This is a genomic window from Kitasatospora sp. MMS16-BH015 (assembly GCF_002943525.1).
Classification (GTDB): Bacteria; Actinomycetota; Actinomycetes; order Streptomycetales; family Streptomycetaceae; genus Kitasatospora.
Genome location: NZ_CP025394.1, coordinates 7,691,872 through 7,709,871, shown reverse-complemented (window position 1 = coordinate 7,709,871; position 18,000 = coordinate 7,691,872). Strand labels below are relative to the sequence as shown.

Here is an 18,000-nt window from a genome sequence, read left to right as displayed (position 1 = left end):
GGCGCCCTGCCGTGAGGCTTCACGGTTCGAGGTCTTTCGCTCCCGCACCTTCGCGGTGAGCGCCGACCGTAGGTGACGTGCCGCACGGTTCTACCGTCCACGCCCCGTCCGTCACACTTCCGGCCCGTTCCTTGCGAGCTCCGCCCGGCGCCTCCGCGCTGCGGAGCCTTCCTCGTGACGTGCCACCCCGAGGAAGGTTCCCCGCATGAACCGCTCCAGCCGCTCCTCCTACCGGAGCTCCGACTCCCGCTCCGCCACGGGCTCCCGCTCCGGCGCCGGCACCCACGGGTCCCGCTCCGGTGGCGGTTCCTTCTACGGCGACCGCCCGGCCGGTGGCCGGCCTTCCTCCGGTCGGGGCGGCCGTCAGGGCTCCTCCTCGCACGCCGAGTTCGCGCTGCCGGTGAGCACCACCCCGGCGCTGCCGGCCGTCGAGTCCTTCGGCGAGCTGGACATGCCGAGCGCGCTGCTCTCGGTGCTGACCCGCCAGGGCGTCACCTCCCCGTTCCCGATCCAGGCCGCGACCCTGCCGAACTCGCTGGCCGGCCGTGACGTGCTGGGCCGCGGGCGCACTGGCTCCGGCAAGACCATCGCGTTCGGGCTCGCGGTGCTGGCCCGCACCGCCGGGCGGAAGGCCGAGCCGCGCCGCCCGCTGGCACTGGTGCTGGTGCCCACCCGCGAGCTGGCCCAGCAGGTCACCGAGGCCCTCACCCCCTTCGCCCACGCGGTGCGCCTGCGGATGGCGACCGTGGTCGGCGGGATGTCGATCGGCCGCCAGGCCCAGGCGCTGAACCGCGGTGCGGAGGTCGTGGTGGCCACCCCCGGACGCCTCAAGGACCTGATCCAGCGCGGTGACTGCCGGCTGGACGAGGTCGGCATCACGGTGCTGGACGAGGCCGACCAGATGGCCGACATGGGGTTCCTGCCGCAGGTCACCGAGTTGCTCGACCAGGTCGCCGAGGGCGGCCAGACGATGTTGTTCTCCGCCACCCTGGACCGCAACGTCGACCGCCTGGTCCGCCGCTTCCTCAAGGACCCGGTCACCCACTCGGTGGACCCGTCCGCGGGGGCGGTCAGCACCATGGAGCACCACGTGCTGCAGGTGCAGAACCACGACAAGGCCGCCACGATCGCCCATATCGCCTCCCGCGAGGGCGGGGTGATCATGTTCACCGACACCAAGCACGGCGCCGACCGCCTGGTGCTCGACCTGCTCGCCAGCGGGGTGAAGGCGGCCGCGCTGCACGGCGGCAAGTCCCAGCCCCAGCGCACCCGCACCCTGGAGCAGTTCCGCACCGGCCAGGTGACCGCGCTGATCGCGACCAACGTCGCCGCCCGCGGCATCCACGTCGACGGGCTCGATCTGGTCGTCAACCTGGACCCGCCGACCGACCACAAGGACTACCTGCACCGCGGCGGCCGCACCGCCCGGGCGGGCGAGTCCGGGACCGTCGTCACCCTGGTGCTGCCCAACCAGCGCCGAGGGATGGCCCGCATGCTGGCCACCGCCGCCATCACCCCCGTCACCACCAGGGTCAGCGCCGGCGACGAGGAGCTGGCCCGCATCACCGGCGCCCGCGTGCCCACCGGCATCCCCACCGTGATCCCCGACCCCGTCGTCGAACGCCCCCGCCGCAACACCTCCGCGAACCGCAACCGCCGCAACCGCCCCGCACAGGCCGGCCGCAACACGCAGGCCGCCACCGGCTCCCGCAACGCGGCGCCCAGGCGCGTCACCCTCGCCGCGTAGGACACCGCGCGGGCCGTGCCCGCTCGCCAGAGCCGTCCCCCTTACCACCGCCAGTGTCCCGACCCCCGCCCCGACCGGCGGCACGGACGGCGGCACGGACGCGAAGGAGTCCACTCATGCTCAGCACCCTCGAAAGCCCCGTGCCCACCGCCACGGTCGGCGACCTCATGAAACGCCCGGAGCTGCAGATCAGTGACGACGTCATGGTCGACACGGCGATGGACATCCTGCGGAGCTCCGGCGCAGACCACGTCCTCGTCCGCGACGAGGACGGCCGCTGCGCCGGGCTGCTGACCCGCCTGCACCTCGCGCCGTTCCAGGCCCGGTCCTGGTACACCGAACGCACAGCCGTGCGCGACATCGTCCTCGACCGGGCCCCGTTCGCCACCGCCGACCTGCCCGCCGCCTCGGCCGCCGCCGCCATGCGGGCCCGCCGTCTCGACGCGTGGCCGGTGGTGGACCACGACGGCCACGCCATCGGCCTGCTCACCTTCTGAGCACCCAGCCGCAGGGACCATCCGGCCGATCATCCCCCGCCCCGTCACACCTACCGGCGGGAGCGAACCCGGCGCGGACGGCCGCTCGGGACTCCGCGCCGCCTCGGCCCGCCCGCGCTCGGCAGACCGCGGCGAGCACTGGCGCTCACCGCGGGCCTGTCCACGAGGCGGGGGGAGGTCGTCGGATCAGGTGTCGGCTGCGGATTCCGGGCCGGCCTGCGAGCGGCGCAGTTGTTCGTTGATGCGCAGGGCTTCCTCGAGCTGGTCCTCGAGGATGACGATCCGGCAGGCCGCGTCGATGGCGGTGCCCTGGTCGACGAGGTCGCGGGCGCGCATCGCGATCCGCAGCTGGTAGCGGGAGAAGCGGCGGTGGCCGCCGCCGGAGCGTAGCGGAGTGATGAGGCCCTGCTCGCCCAGGGCGCGTAGGAAGCCTGGGGTGGTGCCGGTCATCTCGGCGGCGCGCCCCATCGTGTAGGCGGGGTAGTCGTCATCGTCGAACGAGCTGACGCTGTCGGGGGTGTGGGGCTTGTCGGTCGTCGTAGTCACTGCACCTCTCTTGGTTCCTGGGGAACGCGTCGAGGGGCCCCGGCGCCAAAGCGGCTCCGGGGCCCCGAAGGGGAAACAACACCATCTACCGGCCGGGGCCGGGTTCCTTGTTCCGCAACTCCCCGTCGGTGGGGGGATGCAGGGATCGCGTATGCGTGACCGGAAACCACCGTCCTCGTACTCAAAAGGGGGTCTGCGGTGTCCGCCCGGGTGACGTCTTCACGGGCCGGGCGATCCTGATGGCGCTCTGTCCCTCCGTTCATCCTCTTCACGGACTGATACTGCCAACTGCGGATACTACGAACCTTCTCGGTACTGCTGAACTGCCACTTGCCTGTCATGCCAGGGCCCTGGTGGGCCACGTGGTCCGACAGCCAGCCCCGTCGCCCGTCCTGCTCACCTGCTCGGCTTGGAACCCCACTGCCGGACTCCCAGCACGCGCGCCCGCAGTCTGGCGCCTTTGCTGGGATACCGCGTACTGCGACTGCTGATACCACTCGTGGCGGCCCCTGATCACCGCGGGCCACCCGGCCCGGCTGCCAACCCTGTCGCCTACTGCACCAACCCTGGCGCCAGGATCCCGCAACCGTGCCGACCTGCAGACTTCTCCAACTCTACCCGCCAGTTCGTGTCTGGCGGTTACTTCTTGACCGCGTCTACGAGAGAAACACTAACCACACCGCGGGGCAATGTCTACTCCAGCGAGCATAGATTTTTCGGTGTCCGAGAGGGAGGTAATCTGCGCCCCGCAGGACGTGTGGTGCCGCCCGGTTCAGGCAGCTGCGGCGATGAGGTCGGCGCGCCCGAAGAGGAAGGCGTAGCCGCGGGGCAGGTGGGCGAGGAGGCGATCGGTGAGGTCGGGGCCGGCGGCGTCGGCGAGGGCCGCCAGGACGGTGGAGGTGTGCCAGCGGGCCTGGGCCAGCGTGGTGTTGAGGTTGCGGGCGACGGCCTCGACGAAAGCCGGCGCGGTGGCAGGCCGGGTGAGCGGGATCGGTGCGACGAACGTGGCTCGGGCGCGCTCGGGCAGGACGGTGGCGAGGGCGCAGCGTTCGTCGCCGCCGAGCTGGGAGCCGAGTATGCCGAGGACGACGTCGAGGGCCTGCTGGGCCTCCTGCTCGGTGGCGTACTGGCCGAGCCGGCGGACGTGGTCGAGGAGTTGGTGCCAGGTCATGGCGGGCCTTCGGTGGTCGGGGCCGCCTGGGGCGGCCGGATGAGGGTGGGTCAGGGGCGGAGGTCGCGCTCCGGTCGGCCGAACAGCGCCTCGTAGCCGGGTGGCAGTTGGAGCAGGATGTGGTGCATGAGGTCCTGGCCGGCGGCGTCGACGACGGTGGACAGGACGGCGCCGATGTCCCACACGGCGGTGGCCTCGGTGGCGCCCTCGATCCAGGCGGCGGTGGCGCGTACGAACCGTTCGGGGGTGAGCGGTTCGGTGGCGGGCAGCGGGTTGAGGAGGACCAGGGCCAGGGCTTCGGGCAGCCGGGCGGCGAGGTCGGCGCGGACCTGTCCGAGGAGGTGGGCGCCGAGCAGGGCCAGGACGACGCGCGCCGTCCGCTCGGCCTCGTCCCGGGTGGCGTACGCACCGCGCTCCTGGACGCGATCCAGGAAGGCTTCCCATCGGAGTGTCACTCTGTGTCTCCCTTCGGGATGCTCGGGCGGGAGCCGTCCGGTCAGGGCCGGAGGGTCACCCGGGTGCCGAGTCCGGTCAGTTCGATCAGCCGCCGGACGGCGGGACCGGCCCCGCGCACCTCCAGGGCGACACCGAGGTGGTCGGCCTGGTTCTGCGCGTGGACGAGAGCACCGATGCCCGAGCAGTCCATGAAGTCCACCCCGGACAGGTCCAGGACGACCTGCCGGTGGCGGGGAAGGGCCGCGGTGAGGTCGCGGCACAGGGCAGGCGCGGTGTCCAGGTCGAGATCGCCGTACGCCCGGACCACCGCGGCCATGGTGTCCTTGCTGGTCATGGCACCTCACCTGCCTCGCGGGCCCGCCGTGCGGGCCGGTGCGGGAGTGGTGTGCGAGGGCGGGCCGCCCGCGCGACGGGGGTGTGCGCGCGGGACGGCCCGGCCAGGGCGGTCAGGCCCGGATCTGCTTGCGGTCGCCGCTGTGGCTGATCGCGATCTTGCGCGGCTTGGCCTTCTCGGCGACCGGGATCTTCAGGGTCAGCACGCCCGCGTCGTAGTCGGCGCTGATCCCCTCCGGGTCGAGGGTGTCGGAGAGCATGACCTGCCGGGAGAACACGCCGAGCGGGCGCTCGGACAGCTCCCACTTCACGTCCTCGCCCTGGTGGCGGGGACGGCGCTCGGCCTTGACGGTCAGCATGTTCCGCTCGACGTCGATGTCGATCGCCTCCGGATCCACGCCCGGCAGGTCGAAGCAGATCACGTACTCGTCCCCGACACGGCAGGCGTCCAGCGCCATCGGGGCGGGCCGGGACCAAGTGCCGTTCGCACCCAGGAACTGCTGGGTCAGACGGTCCAGATCGCGGAACGGGTCAGTGCGCATCAGCATGCGAAACACCTCCAGGACTGTGGGTGCCAGTGCGCTTCACCTGAATCCGTTCTAACATGTCATCCATCCGATGACAACTGCGAGAGTCGCCAGGAGAGTGACAATGGTGCGCGCGAGACCGACCGGCCCCGAAGACGGCGACAACCCCGTGTCGTTCCTCGCCGCGGCGGCGGCGCTGGCCGCCATGGACGAGGCCATGCGCACCGCCGAGACCGCCGGACCGGGGGCCGACGAACCCCCGGCCGACCCGGTGCAGGCCTTGGCCGCCGTCCTGCTGCTGCACGAGCTGCGCGGCCGCCTCGCCACCTGGGAAGCCGGCCTGGTGGAGACCGCCCGGGCCTCCGGCGCCACCTGGGCCGACCTGGCCCGGCCCATGGGCGTCGCCAGCCGTCAAGCCGCCGAGAACCGCTACCTGCGACTGCGCCCGGCCACCGGGAAGAGCACCGGCGCCGAGCGGGTCAAGGCCGTCCGCGACCGCCGGGCCGCCGACCGCACGGTGGACGACTGGGCCCGTGCGAACGCTGCCGACCTGCGTGTCCTCGCTGCCCAGGCCCTCGCACTCACCGGCCTCCCGCCCCGGGGCCGCGCCGCTCAGGCCGCGCTCACCACCGCACTCGGCGCCCCCGATCCGGCCGGCCTCCTCGCCCCGCTCGCCGAGATCCGCCCCCACCTCGCAGCCGCCCACCCGGCGCTCACGGACCGCCTCGACGCCCTCTCCGACCACACCGACCAGCTCCGCCAGGACAGTGACCAACGACGCGCCTGAACCCACCGCCGAAGCACGCTGGGACCACATCCAGCACCAGCTGGACCACGTCGGACGACGTCTGCGAGACGAGACCGGCGCGACGGTCGCCGCCTTGGACGACTGCCTCCAGCGCCTCGACGCCCTTCGCGACCGCCTCTTCGGTGCTTTCGGCGCGGGAATCGCCGGACGAGAGCCACGGGAGGAGCACCAGGGACGGCCCTGAGGCTCCGTCACCCGGGAGCGCCGGTGAGGGTGGGGCGGAAAGGGGCTCGGAAGCGCGACGGCGGTTACCGGCGCGACCACGGGGTAGATCGCCCTGCGCATGCGCCACGGGCTCGACGAGGCGCCCCGCTCCGGCCAGGAGGCCGGGGCGCTGGAGCATCTGGTGGGGCTCGAAAGCCGGGGCCGCGAGGGGCCCGGCGGTGACCGGGCAACCGCCCTGATGGTCATCGCCGACCCGGCGGCCGGCCCGGCGTACGGCAGATCCGCTCATCCCGACACTGGAGGTTCGTGCCATGCCCAAGGGCTACTGGGTCAGCGTCTACCGCAGCATTGCGGACCCCGAGAAGCTGGCCGCCTACAACGAGCTGGCCGCTCCGGCCGTCCGGGCCGGGGGCGGTCGGACCTTCGTCCGGGGCGGTCGGGTCGCGGCGTACGACGGCGGAGTCGCCGAGCGCACCGTGCTGATCGAGTTCGACAGCTTCGAGCAGGCCGTCGCGGCGCGCGAGAGTGCGGCCTACCAGGAGGCGCTGGCCGTGCTGGCCGACGGCGTCGAGCGCGAGTTCCGCATCGTCGAAGGGCTCGACTGACCGAGGCCCGGTCGGGCCCGGGGTTCGGCCCGGGGCCGCCGCCGGGGCGTCAGGCCTTCTTGACCACGCTGGACTTGAGCTGCATGGCGCCGAAGCCCTCGATCCGGCAGTCGATGTCGTGGCCGTCCACGCCGTCGACCAGCCGGATGTTGCGGACCTTGGTGCCCGCCTTGATGCCCGAGACGCTGCCCTTGACCTTGAGCGCCTTGACGACCGTCACGGTGTCACCGTCGTTCAGGACGTTGCCGACCGAGTCCTTGATCACTCGCTCGCCGGTGGCGCTCTCGCCCTCGTCCCCCGCGGGCACCCACTCGTTGCCGCACTCCGGGCAGACGATCAGGGCGTTCATCTCGTAGGTGTACTCGCTGGAGCACTTCGGACACGGGGGCAGGTGGTCGCTCATGCTCCGACCCTATCCAACCTGACGACTTTCATAAATTTTCAACTCGTAATACCGGTACTCGGTCCTGCGGCGCAGGACCGCTGGCTGCTGGGAGAGATGGGCCGGCTCGACGCCGACCTGCGGGAGCAGCTCGGCCACCGCGTGCGGGCGCTCGCTGAGCAGCTCCAGGACGGGGTGGCCGAGGGCCGGGCTTCGAACAGCGGAACATCGCCAGCTGTCGACCCTAGTGCTGCTCCGCGGAAGTTCGTGGAGGGGTGTTGATCAGATAGCCAGTCCGCTGAGGTAGAGGTCGCCCGCGCAGTCGAGGGCTTCCTCGGGGAGCCGGCCGGTAGTTCGCTGGGCAGGATGTTGTCCTTGTAGCTGTCGCTGCTGGCCAGGTAGAGGGCGAAGCCCCAGGTGTGCAGCACGCCGGTGAAGCGCAGGCGACACAGCGGCAGGCTCTGTCCACCGGGCAACTCGGCTGCCAGGTAGGCGAATCCGGCGCGAAAGCGGACCCCGATGGCGTCCACGTGCGGCCAGCGTTCGCGGGCGTGGCGGTTCAGGCGCTGGCGTAGGTGGTGCTGCATAGATTCCGGCGGATTCTTCGGCACGGGCCCATCCTGCCGGGTGCGGCGGCGGCCCGCCATGATCGTTGGCCGTGCATGGTGGGCGACGGGCGGGGACGGCGGTTGCGGTGGTGCTGGAGGCCAAGGCCCGTGAGCGGCTGGTGAGGACGGTGGCTTCGGCGAAGTCCGAGGTGCGGGTGGTGCTGCGGGCCCGGATCGTACTCGCGGCGGCGGACGGACTCGCCAACGGCGCGATCGCCCGGGAGCTGGACGTCAGCGTGAACACGGTGCGCAAGTGGCGGGGGCGGTTCGCAGCCCTGGGTCTGGGCGGCCTGCGGGACGCCGAACGCTCGGGCCGGCCGCGATCGTACGGGCCCGAGGTCCGCGTGGCGATCGTGGCCACCGCGACCAGCGCGCCGCCGTATCCGGAGTCGACCTGGTCGCACCGGGCCATCGCCCGGCGGGTGGCCGGCACGTGCTTCGCGCCGGTTTCCGCCTCCCAGGTCGGCCGGATCCTGGCCGGCCTAGACCTGAAGCCGCACAAGGTGCGAGGCTGGCTCACCCGGCGGGACACCCCGGACTTCTGGCAGCGGGCCGCCGAGGTGTGCGCCCTCTACCTGGATCCGCCCGAGGGAGCGGTGGTGCTCTCGATCGACGAGAAGACCGCGATCGCCGCCCGCTCGCGCCGCTGTCCTGGGCGTCCCGCGCGGCCCGGCGAGCCGGTCAGGCAGGAGTTCGAGTACCGGCGCCACGGCACGGCTTCCCTCGTGGCCGCGCTCGATGTTTGCACCGGTGAGGTGCTCACCGAGGTGATCACCCGTAACGACGCGGTGACCTTCACCGCGTTCCTGGAGCAACTCGACCGGGCGATCGCCCCAGGCAAGGAGATCCACGTCGTGCTCGACAACGGTTCCTCTCACACGGCCAGACACACCAGAGCGTGGCTGGCGGCCCGCCCGCGCTGGCACGTCCGGTGGACCCCGCCGCACGCCTCGTGGCTCAACCAGGTCGAACTGTTCTTCTCCGCCCTGACCCGCCGGGTCGTGCGGCACGGCGATTTCTCCAGCCGCGACGACCTGATCGATAAGCTGCAGGCCTACGTAATCGGGCACAACGACACCGCAAGGCCCTACCGGTGGACCTACGAAGGCACCCCGCTCAAAGCCGCCTGATCAACACCCTCCACGAACTTCCGCGGAGCAGCACTAGCAACCCCGGTGGCCGGGCGAGGCGCGCCGAGGAGCACCCGGGGGCGGGTCAGTCGGTGAGCGGGGGCAGCAGGTCGGTGCGGTGCTGTTCGAGGTCGGTGACCTCGTCGAGGGCGACCTCGACGGTGTAGTGGGGGCGGGCGCCGTCGGGGGCGGGCTCCTGGGTGAGTTGGAGGCCGTCGACGAAGCCCCAGTCGGCGCCGGTGTAGACGCCCTTGATCCGGCCCTCGGAGGTGCCGACGGCCTGGAAGGGGCCGCCCTGCCAGTGGAAGGTCCAGTGGGTGCGGTACCAGGCGTCGAGTTGGGCCGGGGCGGCGAGGTGGCGGGTCGGGTCCTGGGGGTCGACGGGGAGGTCGGAGTGGGCCAGGTCGGCGCCGGTCAGGCCGATCCGGCCGGTGGCGTCCGGCTCGGCGGCGGCCGGGTAGGTGCGGCCCCGGTAAGTCGCTTGGACCGCCGGGCGGAAGTGGCCGGCCTCGGCGAGACGGCGGGCCAGGGCGGTACGGGGGCCGAGCAGGTCCTCGCGGTGCTCCGTCGGGTCGGTGACCTCGGCGCGCGGGAACTCGCCGCGGTAGCCGATCACCCGTCGCTTCAGGTGCGCCTTGGCGAACTCCTGGTCGGTGCCCAGGTAGGTGCCGGCGATCGTGGTGTCGGTGGCCCCGGTGCACTCGAAGGGCTCGCCCCGCCAGTGGAAGGTCCAGTGCACGGCGTACCAGGCCTCGAGCTGCTCCGGCGCCACCGGGTACCCGGCCACCGAGCCGTCGGCGGCCCGCCGCGGCTCGACGCCCTCGGGCGCGGCGGCGCCGGGCTCGGGCAGCAGCTCCACGTACGGCCACAGGCCGGCGGCGGTCCGGGCGGGGAAGAGCACCCCTCGGAAGGCCGCGAGCTCACCCTTGACCTGGTAGCGGCGGCCGGCGGGGTCAGTCATGGTACTTCCACAGCCCTTCGTTCTTGTCGAAGTAGCCGACGGCCTCCTCGGTGCCGTCGGCGTTCATGCGCCATATCTCAGCATGGTGCGGGAAGCCGGTCGGCTTGGCGTCCCACTCCGGCACGCCGCCACCGGTGTAGCCGGTGCCGAGGAACGGCTCGTCCCAGGCCCGGCCCGGGGTCTGCCCGGCCATGCCGGCCACCTTGTCCGCCAGTGCCTGGTCGCCGACCGCACCGAGGGTCGGGTCGGCCGCCATGCCGTGCGGCGCGGGGAAGCGCAGCTGGTACGCCTCGGTGGCCCCCGGCGGGACGGGCGACCAGCCGGCCCCGCCGTCGTCGAGGGCGAGCCCGTCCCGCAGCTCGTCCATGCTCCGCAGGTCGGCGGTGTCGGACCCGCGCGCGATGGAGCCCCGGAACTCGCCGGGGTTGAAGTCACGGGTGCCGAGCTTGGCCGCGTTGTCCAGGTACGCCTGGGCGATCTCGGGCTTGACCACCTTGGTGACCATCCGGCCCTCTTCGAGCTTGATCGAGTCGCGGACCTCGACCACCTGGCGGGCCTCGGCCTCGGAGAGGTCGTTGGTGGGGCTGAGCCGGAGCCGGTCGTGCTCGGCGCGGTCGAGGCCGCGCGGGCGCAGCTGGTCGTCGATCTCCTGCTGGTAGCTGGGGCCGTCGCGCAGCGCGCTGTTGCCGTGCCAAGGGGTCTCGTCCGGGCGCGGGCCCGGCTCGACCTCGGCCTTCGGTTCGAAGGTGGGCCGCAGGTCCTTCTCCGCTCCGGCCGGCGTGACCGAGTCGGTGGCCGTGCGGGCGCCGGGCACCTGGGGCGCCTTGACCTCGCTCGTGGGCGGCCGGGGCTTGAGGTCCTCGACCAGCTTGGCGTCGTTGGCCGCGTGGGCGGCGATGTTCCGCCCGCCCTTCTCGACGGCGTCCTCCACCACGGCGGCGTGCTTCTCGGCGATCTTGGGCAGCGCGTCGAGCGCGTCCGTCCGCAGCGCGTGGAAGACGGCCTTCTCCTCGCCTCCCCCCGCCATCAGAAGGCCAGCCCCTCGAGCCCGGCGCGCAGGGTCTGCGCGTGCTCGCGGAAGGTGTCGGTGTGGCTGCGCAGCACCTGGAGGTGACCGCCGGCATCGCCGTGGTGGATCATGAACCCGTCCCCCGCGTCGCCGGCCGCGGCCGCGCCCGCCTGCCCCCAGTCCAGTCCGGACATGGCGTGCTCGATCTTCGCGAAGAGCGGCTTGGCCGCCGCCTCGATGATCTCGCCGATGATGTACTGGATGATCTGCTGCTTGAGCGTCTCCAGCAGCTTCTTGCCGGTCTCCACGATCACCGGCACCGCGGCCTCGGCCAGGCCGAAGGTGGCCACGGCCGCCGCCTGGTCGGCGATGAAGGTGGCCGCCATCACGGCCAACTCCGCCAGCGCCTCGACCTTCTGCGCGACGATCACGTCCGCGCCGATCTCCAGCGCCTCGGCGAGCACGTGGCAGCCCGCCACCAGCTCCTGGGTGTGCCGCTCGGACAGCTTGGCCCACCCCGACTGCATCTGCCGGGTGGCCGCACCCTGGTACGCCTGCGCGAAGTCCCCCAGCGTCCGGGTCGCCTCGGCGTGCGTCCGCTCCACCGCCTCGCCGAACTGGCGCACCATGGTGGCGAACTGCCGGACCTCGTCCTCGTTGATGTACGGCCAGGGCACGCCGATCACGTTCAGGAAGGTCACGACCGGCCCTGGAAGATCGTCGATCGCCACTGCCTGTCCCCCGTTGCTGTCCAGTGCTGTTCCGGCCATGACATCGGGCGGCTGCCGCCCGAGCGGCCCAGACTGTACCGCATCACTATTCGGCCACCTCAGGCGCGCTCCCGGGCGCCCCCCGGCGCCCTTCGCCGACGCCGGGGACGCCCTGGCGGGGCCGGTTGGGTCATCTCGACCGCCGGGAGGTGTCCGGATGACGCCGCCCTCGTTGATCCGGCCGACGGCCCGAGCGGCGGACGGGAGGCGGCGGGTGGCACCGGATCACGCGACACCGAATCACGCGACACCGGTTCAGGGGCACGGGTGCGCGCACGAAGACGTGCCGGGGCTTCGCGTGGGCGGGTTCGTGACGGCCGCCCGCCTCCGTGCGCGCGGGTGTTCCGCCGTCTACCGGGCGCACGGGCCGGTGGCGTTGAAGCTCGCCTGCCTGGCCGCGCCGGCCGCCGAACTCGCCCTGCTGGACCACGAACGCGCCGTCCTCGACCAACTCCGCCACTCCGGCCTGGCCCCGCGACCGCTCGGCCACGACAGCTGCGGCGCCGTGCGGTACCTGGCGAGCGAGTGGCGCTCCGGGGTGCCCCTGGCCCACTGGCTGCACGAACACGGGCCGGTGGCCCGGGCCCGTACCCCGGAGACGGCGGAGCTGTTCGCCGCCGTGGCGGGCGCGGTGGCCGAGGCGTTCACCCGCCTGCACGAGCACGGGATCGCCCACGGCGACGTCAGCCCCACCAACATCCTGCTGACCCCGGACGGCGAGGCGGCCCTCGTCGACTTCGAGAACGCCCGCCCGCTCGCCGGCCCGGCCGGCCCGGCCCGCGGCGGCAAGGTCACCCGGCTGTACGCCCCGCCCGAGCTCGAACTGCTCCCCGTCCCGGGCGGCTTCGTCAGCGACGGCCGCCCGACCGCCGCCTCCGACCAGTACGCGGTCGCGGCCGTGCTGGGCCAGGTCCTGAACGGAACCGTCCCGGGCCCGCGCTCCACCGTCGATCGCGAGGCACTGGTGACCGGCTGGCCGGCCCGCAGCTGGCCCGGCCTGGCGCCCGTCCTCGGCACCGCGCTGCACGCCGACCCTCGGCTGCGTCACCCGTCGATGCGTGAGTTCGCCGCAGCGCTGGAGGAGTGCCTGACCTGAGCCGTCCGGCACCTGACCGACCCGCGGCCGGCCCGCGCCCGCCGCCGAACCCGAGACCGAGACCGAGAAGCAAGCACATCGAGCACCTCGACAGAGGAGACCGTCAGTGCACCGCTCCGCCCGCCGTACCGCCCTGCTGTCCGCCGCCGTCCTGGCCCTCACCGCGCCGGCGGTGGCCGCCGCCACCGGAGCTGCCGCCGCCGCGACCGCCGATCACCGCAACCACCCCACCATGGTGATGTCGGACTATCCGCAGTCGGACGTGTTCTCACCCGTACCCGGCTACGGGATGGCCTACCACCACTCCGGCCACCCGGTGGCCGTCGTCTCCTGAGCCGACGCAGCCCGGCCCCCGACGGCCGCGAACCGGCCACCGCCTGTTCGTTGGCCCTACGGGCGGCGCTAGCCTGACTCGGTGTCAGTGACCGGGCGGCGCAGCGGAGGAGGAGCCTTGGCGGCGAGCGGTGGGGGCGACGGGGTGGGCGAGCGGCCGAGGGTGGCCGTGGTCGGTGGGGCGCACGCCGGGGGGCTCGGGGACGAGCAGGCCTGGACCGCCGAGGAGGCCGGGGCGGTGGGCCGGGAGATCGGCGCGGCGGTGGCCGAGGCCGGCTGCGATCTCGTGGTGTATTCGAGCAAGCCCCGGTTCATCGACGGCCACGTGGTCGCGGGCTACCTGGCGAACGGGCCGGTCCCGGCCGGGTCGGTGCACGTGCGGCCGGCCTTCGGGAGCAGCGGCGGGCGGTTCCCCGAGGCCGCCTCGCAGCCGGCGGCGTTCGAGCACCGGCACGAGCCCGGGGACGACTGGGAGGTCGCCTTCTACCGCTCGCTGCGCGAGGTTGACGGGCTGATCCTGGTCGGCGGCGGCCGGACCACGTTGATCACCGCCATGGTGGCGCTCGCCTTCGACATACCCGTGGCCCCGGTTGCCGCCTTCGGCGGCGGCGGGCGGACGGCCTGGGAGACCCTCAACCGCGTCCGCAACCAGGCCACCGAGGAGGAGATCTCGGCACTCGGCGCGGCCTGGCACCCCGGTTCCACCGCGAGCATCCTGGCCACCTTGCTCGGCCAGCGCCGCCGTCAGCGCGAGGCCGCGGCGGAGCGCGAGCGCCTGGAGCGGCGGGCCGCCCGCCGGAGCGGGCTGGGGCTGGCGGCCAGTGCACTGCTGCTGATCACCGGGCTGGCCACCATCCCGCTGACGTACGCGGCGGGCGGCAATGCCGCGGTCAACCTGATCGCGTTGATCGCCGGTGCGCTGCTGACCGCGACGGCGGGCGCGATGACCCGTACGGCGGTGGACCGGGGCCAGGACTGGGCGCGGGCCGCCGTGCTCGGCATGTCCGCCGGGGCGATCGCCGTCCTGCTCTTCGTGACGGCCCAACTGGCCACCTCACCCGACCTGTTGACCACGGGCGGTGCCCGTCGGCTGCTCTTCTTCGTCCTCTCGGTCGGCTTCATCGCCGGCTACACCTTCGACGCGGTCTACGCGAAGCTCCGGCAGCAGGACGTGGTGGACACCTCCGCCGTCCGGGCCGTGGTGGGCACCGACCAGGAGGGCGGCAGCCGTGGCTGAGCACCCCCGGACGCGGCGGCCGAACATCTTCCTGAGCCACCGCTACCGCTCGCCGGAGATCAACCTCTACTTCTGGCAGCTGATCAGCCGGGTCCAGCAGGTCTCCTTCCGGGTGGACGAGGGCCTCACCTTCACCAGCCCCACCCGGCTGGAGCGGATGATCCGCGAGGCCGACGCCTTCGTCGGCATCTACCCCCTCCCCGGGGACGCCCAGGAGAACTGGAGCCTGGCCGCGCTGCGGCACGAAGCCCGGTACTTCCTCCTGGAGTTGGGCATCGCGGCCCGCTGCCACCGGCCGGCCATCGTGTTCTGCGACCACCGCTACGGCCCGGTGCTGCGCGCCCCCGCGGACATCTGGGTGATCGAGTACGACCAGCAGGAGATCACCGAGGCCGAGGATTCGGTGCTCTCCGCCCGGGTGACGCAGGCCTTCCGCACCTTCGTCGGCCGCCTGGAGTCCAGCATCACCGCCCGGTCCTCCAGCCGCTCCTCCTTCCACAAGCACTCCGTCGGCCTGCTACTGCCTCCCGACACCCGCGCGGAGGTCGGCCCGCTCCTCGAGGACGCCCTGCGGACGGCCGCCTGGGAGCCGGTGAACCTCCCCTGGCCGCCCCGCTTCGACCTCGCCTTCACCACCCGGATGCGCGAACTCGACTGGGGCGTGGTCGCGATCGACCACCCCGCCGCCGTCGGGGCCGCCTCCTTCATGCTGGGCCACGGGGTGCCCTCGCTGCAGCTGGTCCGCGAGCCGCGGGCCGAGGCCTCGGAGGCGGCGCCGGCGGAGGCCGTGGACACCACCGTGCTCGGCGAGTTGGAGGACCGGCACCCGCGGGCCGTCCTCCAGTGGAGCGAACCGGCCGCCCTGGGGCAGGCCTTCGAGGAGACCCTGCACGTCATCGGCCGCCAGCCCCGGCTGATCCACGACGCCGAGCAGGCCGCCCGGTACTTCCGCGCGGCCACCCTGCGCAAGGAGCAGGTCTTCCTCAGCTACGCCCGGGAGGACAGCGAGATCGCGGCCGTCTTCAGCCGCGTCCTGCGCTCCTCCTTCCAGGAGGTCTTCGACTACCGCCGCACCGGCTCGATCCGGGCCGGCCACAACTGGATGGACGAACTGATGGGCAGCCTCGCCAAGAGCGCCGTCGGCGTCCTGCTCCTCTCCCCCGACTACCTCTCCAGCAACTACTGCCTCCTGGAATCCCGCCGCCTCTACCAGGCCAGCGTCCAGGGCGAGGCCCGCCTCTTCCCGGTCCGCCTGCGCCCGACCGCCCTCCCCGAATTCCTCAAGGACGTCCAGTACCACCGCCTTGAGACCCACACCGAGACGGAGGTGGAAGCCGCCGTCGCCGACCTGATCGCGCAACTCTAGGACGTGCACGTACCACATCCGGCTCGGTGGTAGGGTCGTTCCCTTCTCCGGCGTGCCGGATGAGGTCCCCCGTAGGTGCTCATGACCACCCCTCCCCAGCGACTCCTGCTCGCTCTCGACGCGCTCGACTCCGCTTTCGCACCGCTGCTCGCCGAGCCTTCGCCCACGGTCGGCGGCTGCACCCACTGCTACGCGGATGCCGACCTCGCGGCTCTCGCGGGCCCCGCGCAGGTGGTGCCGGACCGCCTGATCAGCTCGGTCGCCCGCATGTCCGTCGACCACTGGGACGACTTCGCCAGCCTCTACCGCCGGATGACGCCCCGGATCGTCCGCCTGCTGGCCACCGGTCGACTGCACCTCGACCACGGGCTGATCGCCTCCCGGCTGCTCGCCGCCCACTGGCGGGAGTGGCCGGCCCCGGAGCGGCAGGCCCTGGAGCAGGTCTGGGATGACTGGTGGCGATCGACCCTGCACGCGTACCCGGCCACCGACCCCGCGACCGCCGTCCTGGAGACCGTCGCCGTCAGCACGGGCATCCTCACCCCATGGCTGGCCATCTGGGCCGAGACCCGGACCGAGGCCGCGGACCGGCACCTGGACGACGCACTCGACCACTGGATCGGTCACTGGCCGGAAGAACGGCGACTCGCCGGGCTCCGGCTGGGCTTCTACGACGAGCTGCTCGTCGGCCCGGAGCTGGTGGACTGGCTGCTCTCCTTGGACGAGGGCCGGATCGGCGCCGCACAGCTCTTCGAGGTCGAACGCATCGCGTACAGCTGACGGCGTGTGACGGCCGTCCCGCAACGGTCTGAGAGCAGCGGAGGATGAGCGAACTACGGGTCGCCGCCGGCGTCTCGCTGGACCTCCAAGCGGCCCGAACGGGCTTCCTGCTCCAGGTCTTTCGCCGGACCGCCCCTGACGCCGAGGCGGTGGAACGCAGCGGCGCCGAGGTTCCGTCGGGCCTCGAGGAGTACCTGTTCGTGTTCTCGCCCGTGGCTTGGGTACGGCTGACGGCGGGACGGGGCCCGCCGTCAGCCGGATGGTTCGCGGGGCGTCAGGCGGAGGGGCGGCGGCGGAAGCCGAGGGCGCCGAGGAGGGCGGCTATCGCGCCGATGACGATGCCGATCACGCCGAGGGTGCGGGCGGTGGAGTCGGCGGAGGAGGTGGTCGGTGCAGCGGCGGCGGGGGTGGTCTTGGGCGGGGTGGTGGGGGTCGGGGCGACGCCCTTGGTGAGGGTCAGGGTGGGGGCCGGGTGCTGGGGTTCGGGCTGGCCGGGCTTGGTGTCGTCGATCCAGCGGACCACGGTGCCGTCGTCGTAGGTCTGGAGGGCCTTGAAGACCAGGGCGTCGGTGTCGGTGGGGAGCGGCCCGAGGGAGACCTTGAACTCCTGGAACTGGCCCGGGGCGATCTTGGCCGTGGGGTCGGCGGTCCAGGTGATGGTGGAGACGGCCTCGGTGATGGAGTCGCCGTCGTCGGTCTTGAGCGGAGTGGCGAGCTGGGTCTTGGCGGCCACCGCCGTCCAGCCGGGGACGGGCTGGATCGCGACCGAGGCGACCGGGTGGTCGGCGGGGAGGCTGACCTCGAGCTTGGTGGTGGAGGCCTTGTCGCTCTCGTCCGGGACGCGGAAGGCCACGGCGGTGTAGGCGCCCTGGGCGGCCGTGCCGGGCTGGACCGTGACGTGGGCGAAGGCCGGGACGGCGGTGGCCGCGAGCGTGGCGGCGGCCAGGACGCCCGGGGTGGCGAGGCGGCGAGCGGTGGACGTACGCATGGAGGTCCCCTCCTGGGGAGCGGGCGCGCGGTGCCGTCCGCCCGGCCGGTGGTCGGCAGGGCGGAGCGGCCGCGCGGCGGAGTACTGCCGGACGGTGGATCGCGGCGCGGTGTGGGCGCGGCGGTGGAGCGCCGCCCCACAGGGCGGGCGGCAGCCAAGTGAGGGCACGGGCAGGCCTGCGCCGCGGGACGCGGGACGCGGGACGCGGGACGCGGGACGCGGGCGGCCGAGGGTTCGGCGTTCGGTGGTCGGGAGAGCGGCTGGGGTGCGCGGGTGGCCGGGGCGGGGTTCGTCCCCGGGCGGCGCAACCGGTCTCAGCAGCTGAGGGACCGTCGAACGCGCGAGCGCATGGCAGACCCCGGCGAGTGCCGGGCAGCGCGTACCGGTTGTCGGCGGGCGCTGTGTGGGCGGAGCCGGGCGGAAGCCTGCGCTGCTGGGTCCCGACTGCGGCGGGTGTGCCCGTGCGTACGGCCTGGCCGAGGCGG

At 73.0% G+C, this 18,000-nt stretch carries 20 protein-coding genes and 1 pseudogene; 10 read left to right on the top strand and 11 right to left on the bottom strand.

Annotated features, from left to right (window positions below; translation table 11 throughout):
• The first annotated feature begins 205 nt into the window (after positions 1-205).
• Positions 206-1,747: a DEAD/DEAH box helicase gene (locus CFP65_RS33080; RefSeq protein WP_104819631.1), complete on the top strand. Its 1,542-nt coding sequence runs from the start codon at positions 206-208 to the stop codon at positions 1,745-1,747.
• Positions 1,748-1,863: 116 nt separating this feature from the next.
• Positions 1,864-2,244, top strand: a complete 381-nt coding sequence (locus tag CFP65_RS33075; protein ID WP_254552698.1) for a CBS domain-containing protein — start codon at positions 1,864-1,866, stop codon at positions 2,242-2,244.
• Positions 2,245-2,430: 186 nt separating this feature from the next.
• On the opposite strand, the gene CFP65_RS33070 is transcribed toward CFP65_RS33075, so the two are convergent.
• The 5 genes from CFP65_RS33070 to CFP65_RS33050 all read right to left on the bottom strand — a co-directional run bounded on the left by CFP65_RS33070 (position 2,431) and on the right by CFP65_RS33050 (position 5,298).
• Positions 2,431-2,712: a MerR family transcriptional regulator gene (locus tag CFP65_RS33070; protein WP_104821298.1), complete on the bottom strand. Its 282-nt coding sequence runs from the start codon at positions 2,710-2,712 to the stop codon at positions 2,431-2,433.
• Positions 2,713-3,562: 850 nt separating this feature from the next.
• Positions 3,563-3,961 carry a DUF2267 domain-containing protein gene (locus CFP65_RS33065; RefSeq protein WP_104819630.1) on the bottom strand — a complete coding sequence of 133 codons (399 nt, stop codon included), beginning with the start codon at positions 3,959-3,961 and terminating at the stop codon, positions 3,563-3,565.
• A 50-nt stretch (positions 3,962-4,011) separates the two neighbouring features.
• Positions 4,012-4,416, bottom strand: coding sequence for a DUF2267 domain-containing protein (locus CFP65_RS33060; RefSeq protein WP_104819629.1), 405 nt, complete (start codon positions 4,414-4,416; stop codon positions 4,012-4,014).
• Between the two features lie 41 nt (positions 4,417-4,457).
• The gene (locus CFP65_RS33055; protein ID WP_104819628.1) at positions 4,458-4,751 is read right to left on the bottom strand and encodes an STAS domain-containing protein; all 294 of its coding nucleotides are present in this window, start codon (positions 4,749-4,751) and stop codon (positions 4,458-4,460) included.
• Between the two features lie 112 nt (positions 4,752-4,863).
• Positions 4,864-5,298, bottom strand: a complete 435-nt coding sequence (locus tag CFP65_RS33050; protein WP_104819627.1) for an Hsp20/alpha crystallin family protein — start codon at positions 5,296-5,298, stop codon at positions 4,864-4,866.
• A gap of 103 nt (positions 5,299-5,401) precedes the next feature.
• Between CFP65_RS33050 and CFP65_RS33045 the strand changes: the two genes are divergently transcribed.
• Together CFP65_RS33045 and CFP65_RS33035 are read left to right on the top strand one after the other, a co-directional pair.
• Complete coding sequence (locus tag CFP65_RS33045; protein ID WP_104819626.1) at positions 5,402-6,064, top strand: hypothetical protein; 663 nt, start codon at positions 5,402-5,404, stop codon at positions 6,062-6,064.
• 497 nt (positions 6,065-6,561) lie between these two features.
• Entirely contained in the window at positions 6,562-6,855 is a 294-nt protein-coding gene (locus tag CFP65_RS33035) for a DUF1330 domain-containing protein (RefSeq protein WP_104819624.1), read from the top strand.
• Between the two features lie 49 nt (positions 6,856-6,904).
• Here CFP65_RS33035 and CFP65_RS33030 read toward each other — a convergent pair whose 3' ends face one another.
• Together CFP65_RS33030 and CFP65_RS41475 are read right to left on the bottom strand one after the other, a co-directional pair.
• A complete protein-coding gene (locus tag CFP65_RS33030) occupies positions 6,905-7,258 on the bottom strand; it encodes a zinc ribbon domain-containing protein YjdM (protein WP_104819623.1) in 354 nt (117 codons plus the stop codon).
• 66 nt (positions 7,259-7,324) lie between these two features.
• Positions 7,325-7,441: pseudogene (locus CFP65_RS41475) on the bottom strand (transcriptional regulator); the annotation flags it as partial.
• A gap of 454 nt (positions 7,442-7,895) precedes the next feature.
• Here CFP65_RS41475 and CFP65_RS33015 point away from each other — a divergent pair.
• Positions 7,896-8,975: an IS630 family transposase gene (locus CFP65_RS33015; RefSeq protein WP_158702018.1), complete on the top strand. Its 1,080-nt coding sequence runs from the start codon at positions 7,896-7,898 to the stop codon at positions 8,973-8,975.
• An 85-nt stretch (positions 8,976-9,060) separates the two neighbouring features.
• Here the strand turns inward: CFP65_RS33015 and CFP65_RS33010 are convergent, their stop codons facing one another.
• Genes CFP65_RS33010 through CFP65_RS39390 form a run of 3 tightly spaced genes read right to left on the bottom strand, consistent with a single transcriptional unit; the run spans position 9,061 to position 11,646 of the window.
• The gene (locus CFP65_RS33010) at positions 9,061-9,936 is read right to left on the bottom strand and encodes a hypothetical protein (RefSeq protein ID WP_104819622.1); all 876 of its coding nucleotides are present in this window, start codon (positions 9,934-9,936) and stop codon (positions 9,061-9,063) included.
• Positions 9,929-10,963, bottom strand: a complete 1,035-nt coding sequence (locus tag CFP65_RS33005) for a hypothetical protein (protein ID WP_104819621.1) — start codon at positions 10,961-10,963, stop codon at positions 9,929-9,931. The genes CFP65_RS33010 and CFP65_RS33005 overlap by 8 nt, the downstream gene beginning before the upstream one ends.
• Positions 10,963-11,646 (bottom strand): hypothetical protein, encoded by a 684-nt coding sequence (locus tag CFP65_RS39390; protein ID WP_158702480.1) that lies wholly within the window; start codon positions 11,644-11,646, stop codon positions 10,963-10,965. Before CFP65_RS39390 ends, CFP65_RS33005 begins: the two co-directional genes overlap by 1 nt.
• A 367-nt stretch (positions 11,647-12,013) precedes the next feature.
• Here CFP65_RS39390 and CFP65_RS39385 point away from each other — a divergent pair, with 367 nt between their 5' ends.
• The 5 genes from CFP65_RS39385 to CFP65_RS32980 all read left to right on the top strand — a co-directional run bounded on the left by CFP65_RS39385 (position 12,014) and on the right by CFP65_RS32980 (position 16,527).
• Positions 12,014-12,811, top strand: coding sequence for a lipopolysaccharide kinase InaA family protein (locus CFP65_RS39385; protein WP_158702479.1), 798 nt, complete (start codon positions 12,014-12,016; stop codon positions 12,809-12,811).
• 106 nt (positions 12,812-12,917) lie between these two features.
• Positions 12,918-13,145: a hypothetical protein gene (locus tag CFP65_RS32995; protein WP_104819619.1), complete on the top strand. Its 228-nt coding sequence runs from the start codon at positions 12,918-12,920 to the stop codon at positions 13,143-13,145.
• Positions 13,146-13,262: 117 nt separating this feature from the next.
• The gene (locus CFP65_RS32990; protein ID WP_158702478.1) at positions 13,263-14,381 is read left to right on the top strand and encodes a hypothetical protein; all 1,119 of its coding nucleotides are present in this window, start codon (positions 13,263-13,265) and stop codon (positions 14,379-14,381) included.
• The gene (locus CFP65_RS32985) at positions 14,374-15,747 is read left to right on the top strand and encodes a toll/interleukin-1 receptor domain-containing protein (protein WP_104819617.1); all 1,374 of its coding nucleotides are present in this window, start codon (positions 14,374-14,376) and stop codon (positions 15,745-15,747) included. Before CFP65_RS32990 ends, CFP65_RS32985 begins: the two co-directional genes overlap by 8 nt.
• An 81-nt stretch (positions 15,748-15,828) precedes the next feature.
• On the top strand, positions 15,829-16,527 hold the full coding sequence (locus CFP65_RS32980; protein ID WP_158702477.1) for a hypothetical protein: 699 nt from the start codon (positions 15,829-15,831) through the stop codon (positions 16,525-16,527).
• A 274-nt stretch (positions 16,528-16,801) separates the two neighbouring features.
• On the opposite strand, the gene CFP65_RS32975 is transcribed toward CFP65_RS32980, so the two are convergent.
• Positions 16,802-17,515: a YcnI family protein gene (locus tag CFP65_RS32975; protein ID WP_104819615.1), complete on the bottom strand. Its 714-nt coding sequence runs from the start codon at positions 17,513-17,515 to the stop codon at positions 16,802-16,804.
• Between the last annotated feature and the right edge of the window lie 485 nt (positions 17,516-18,000).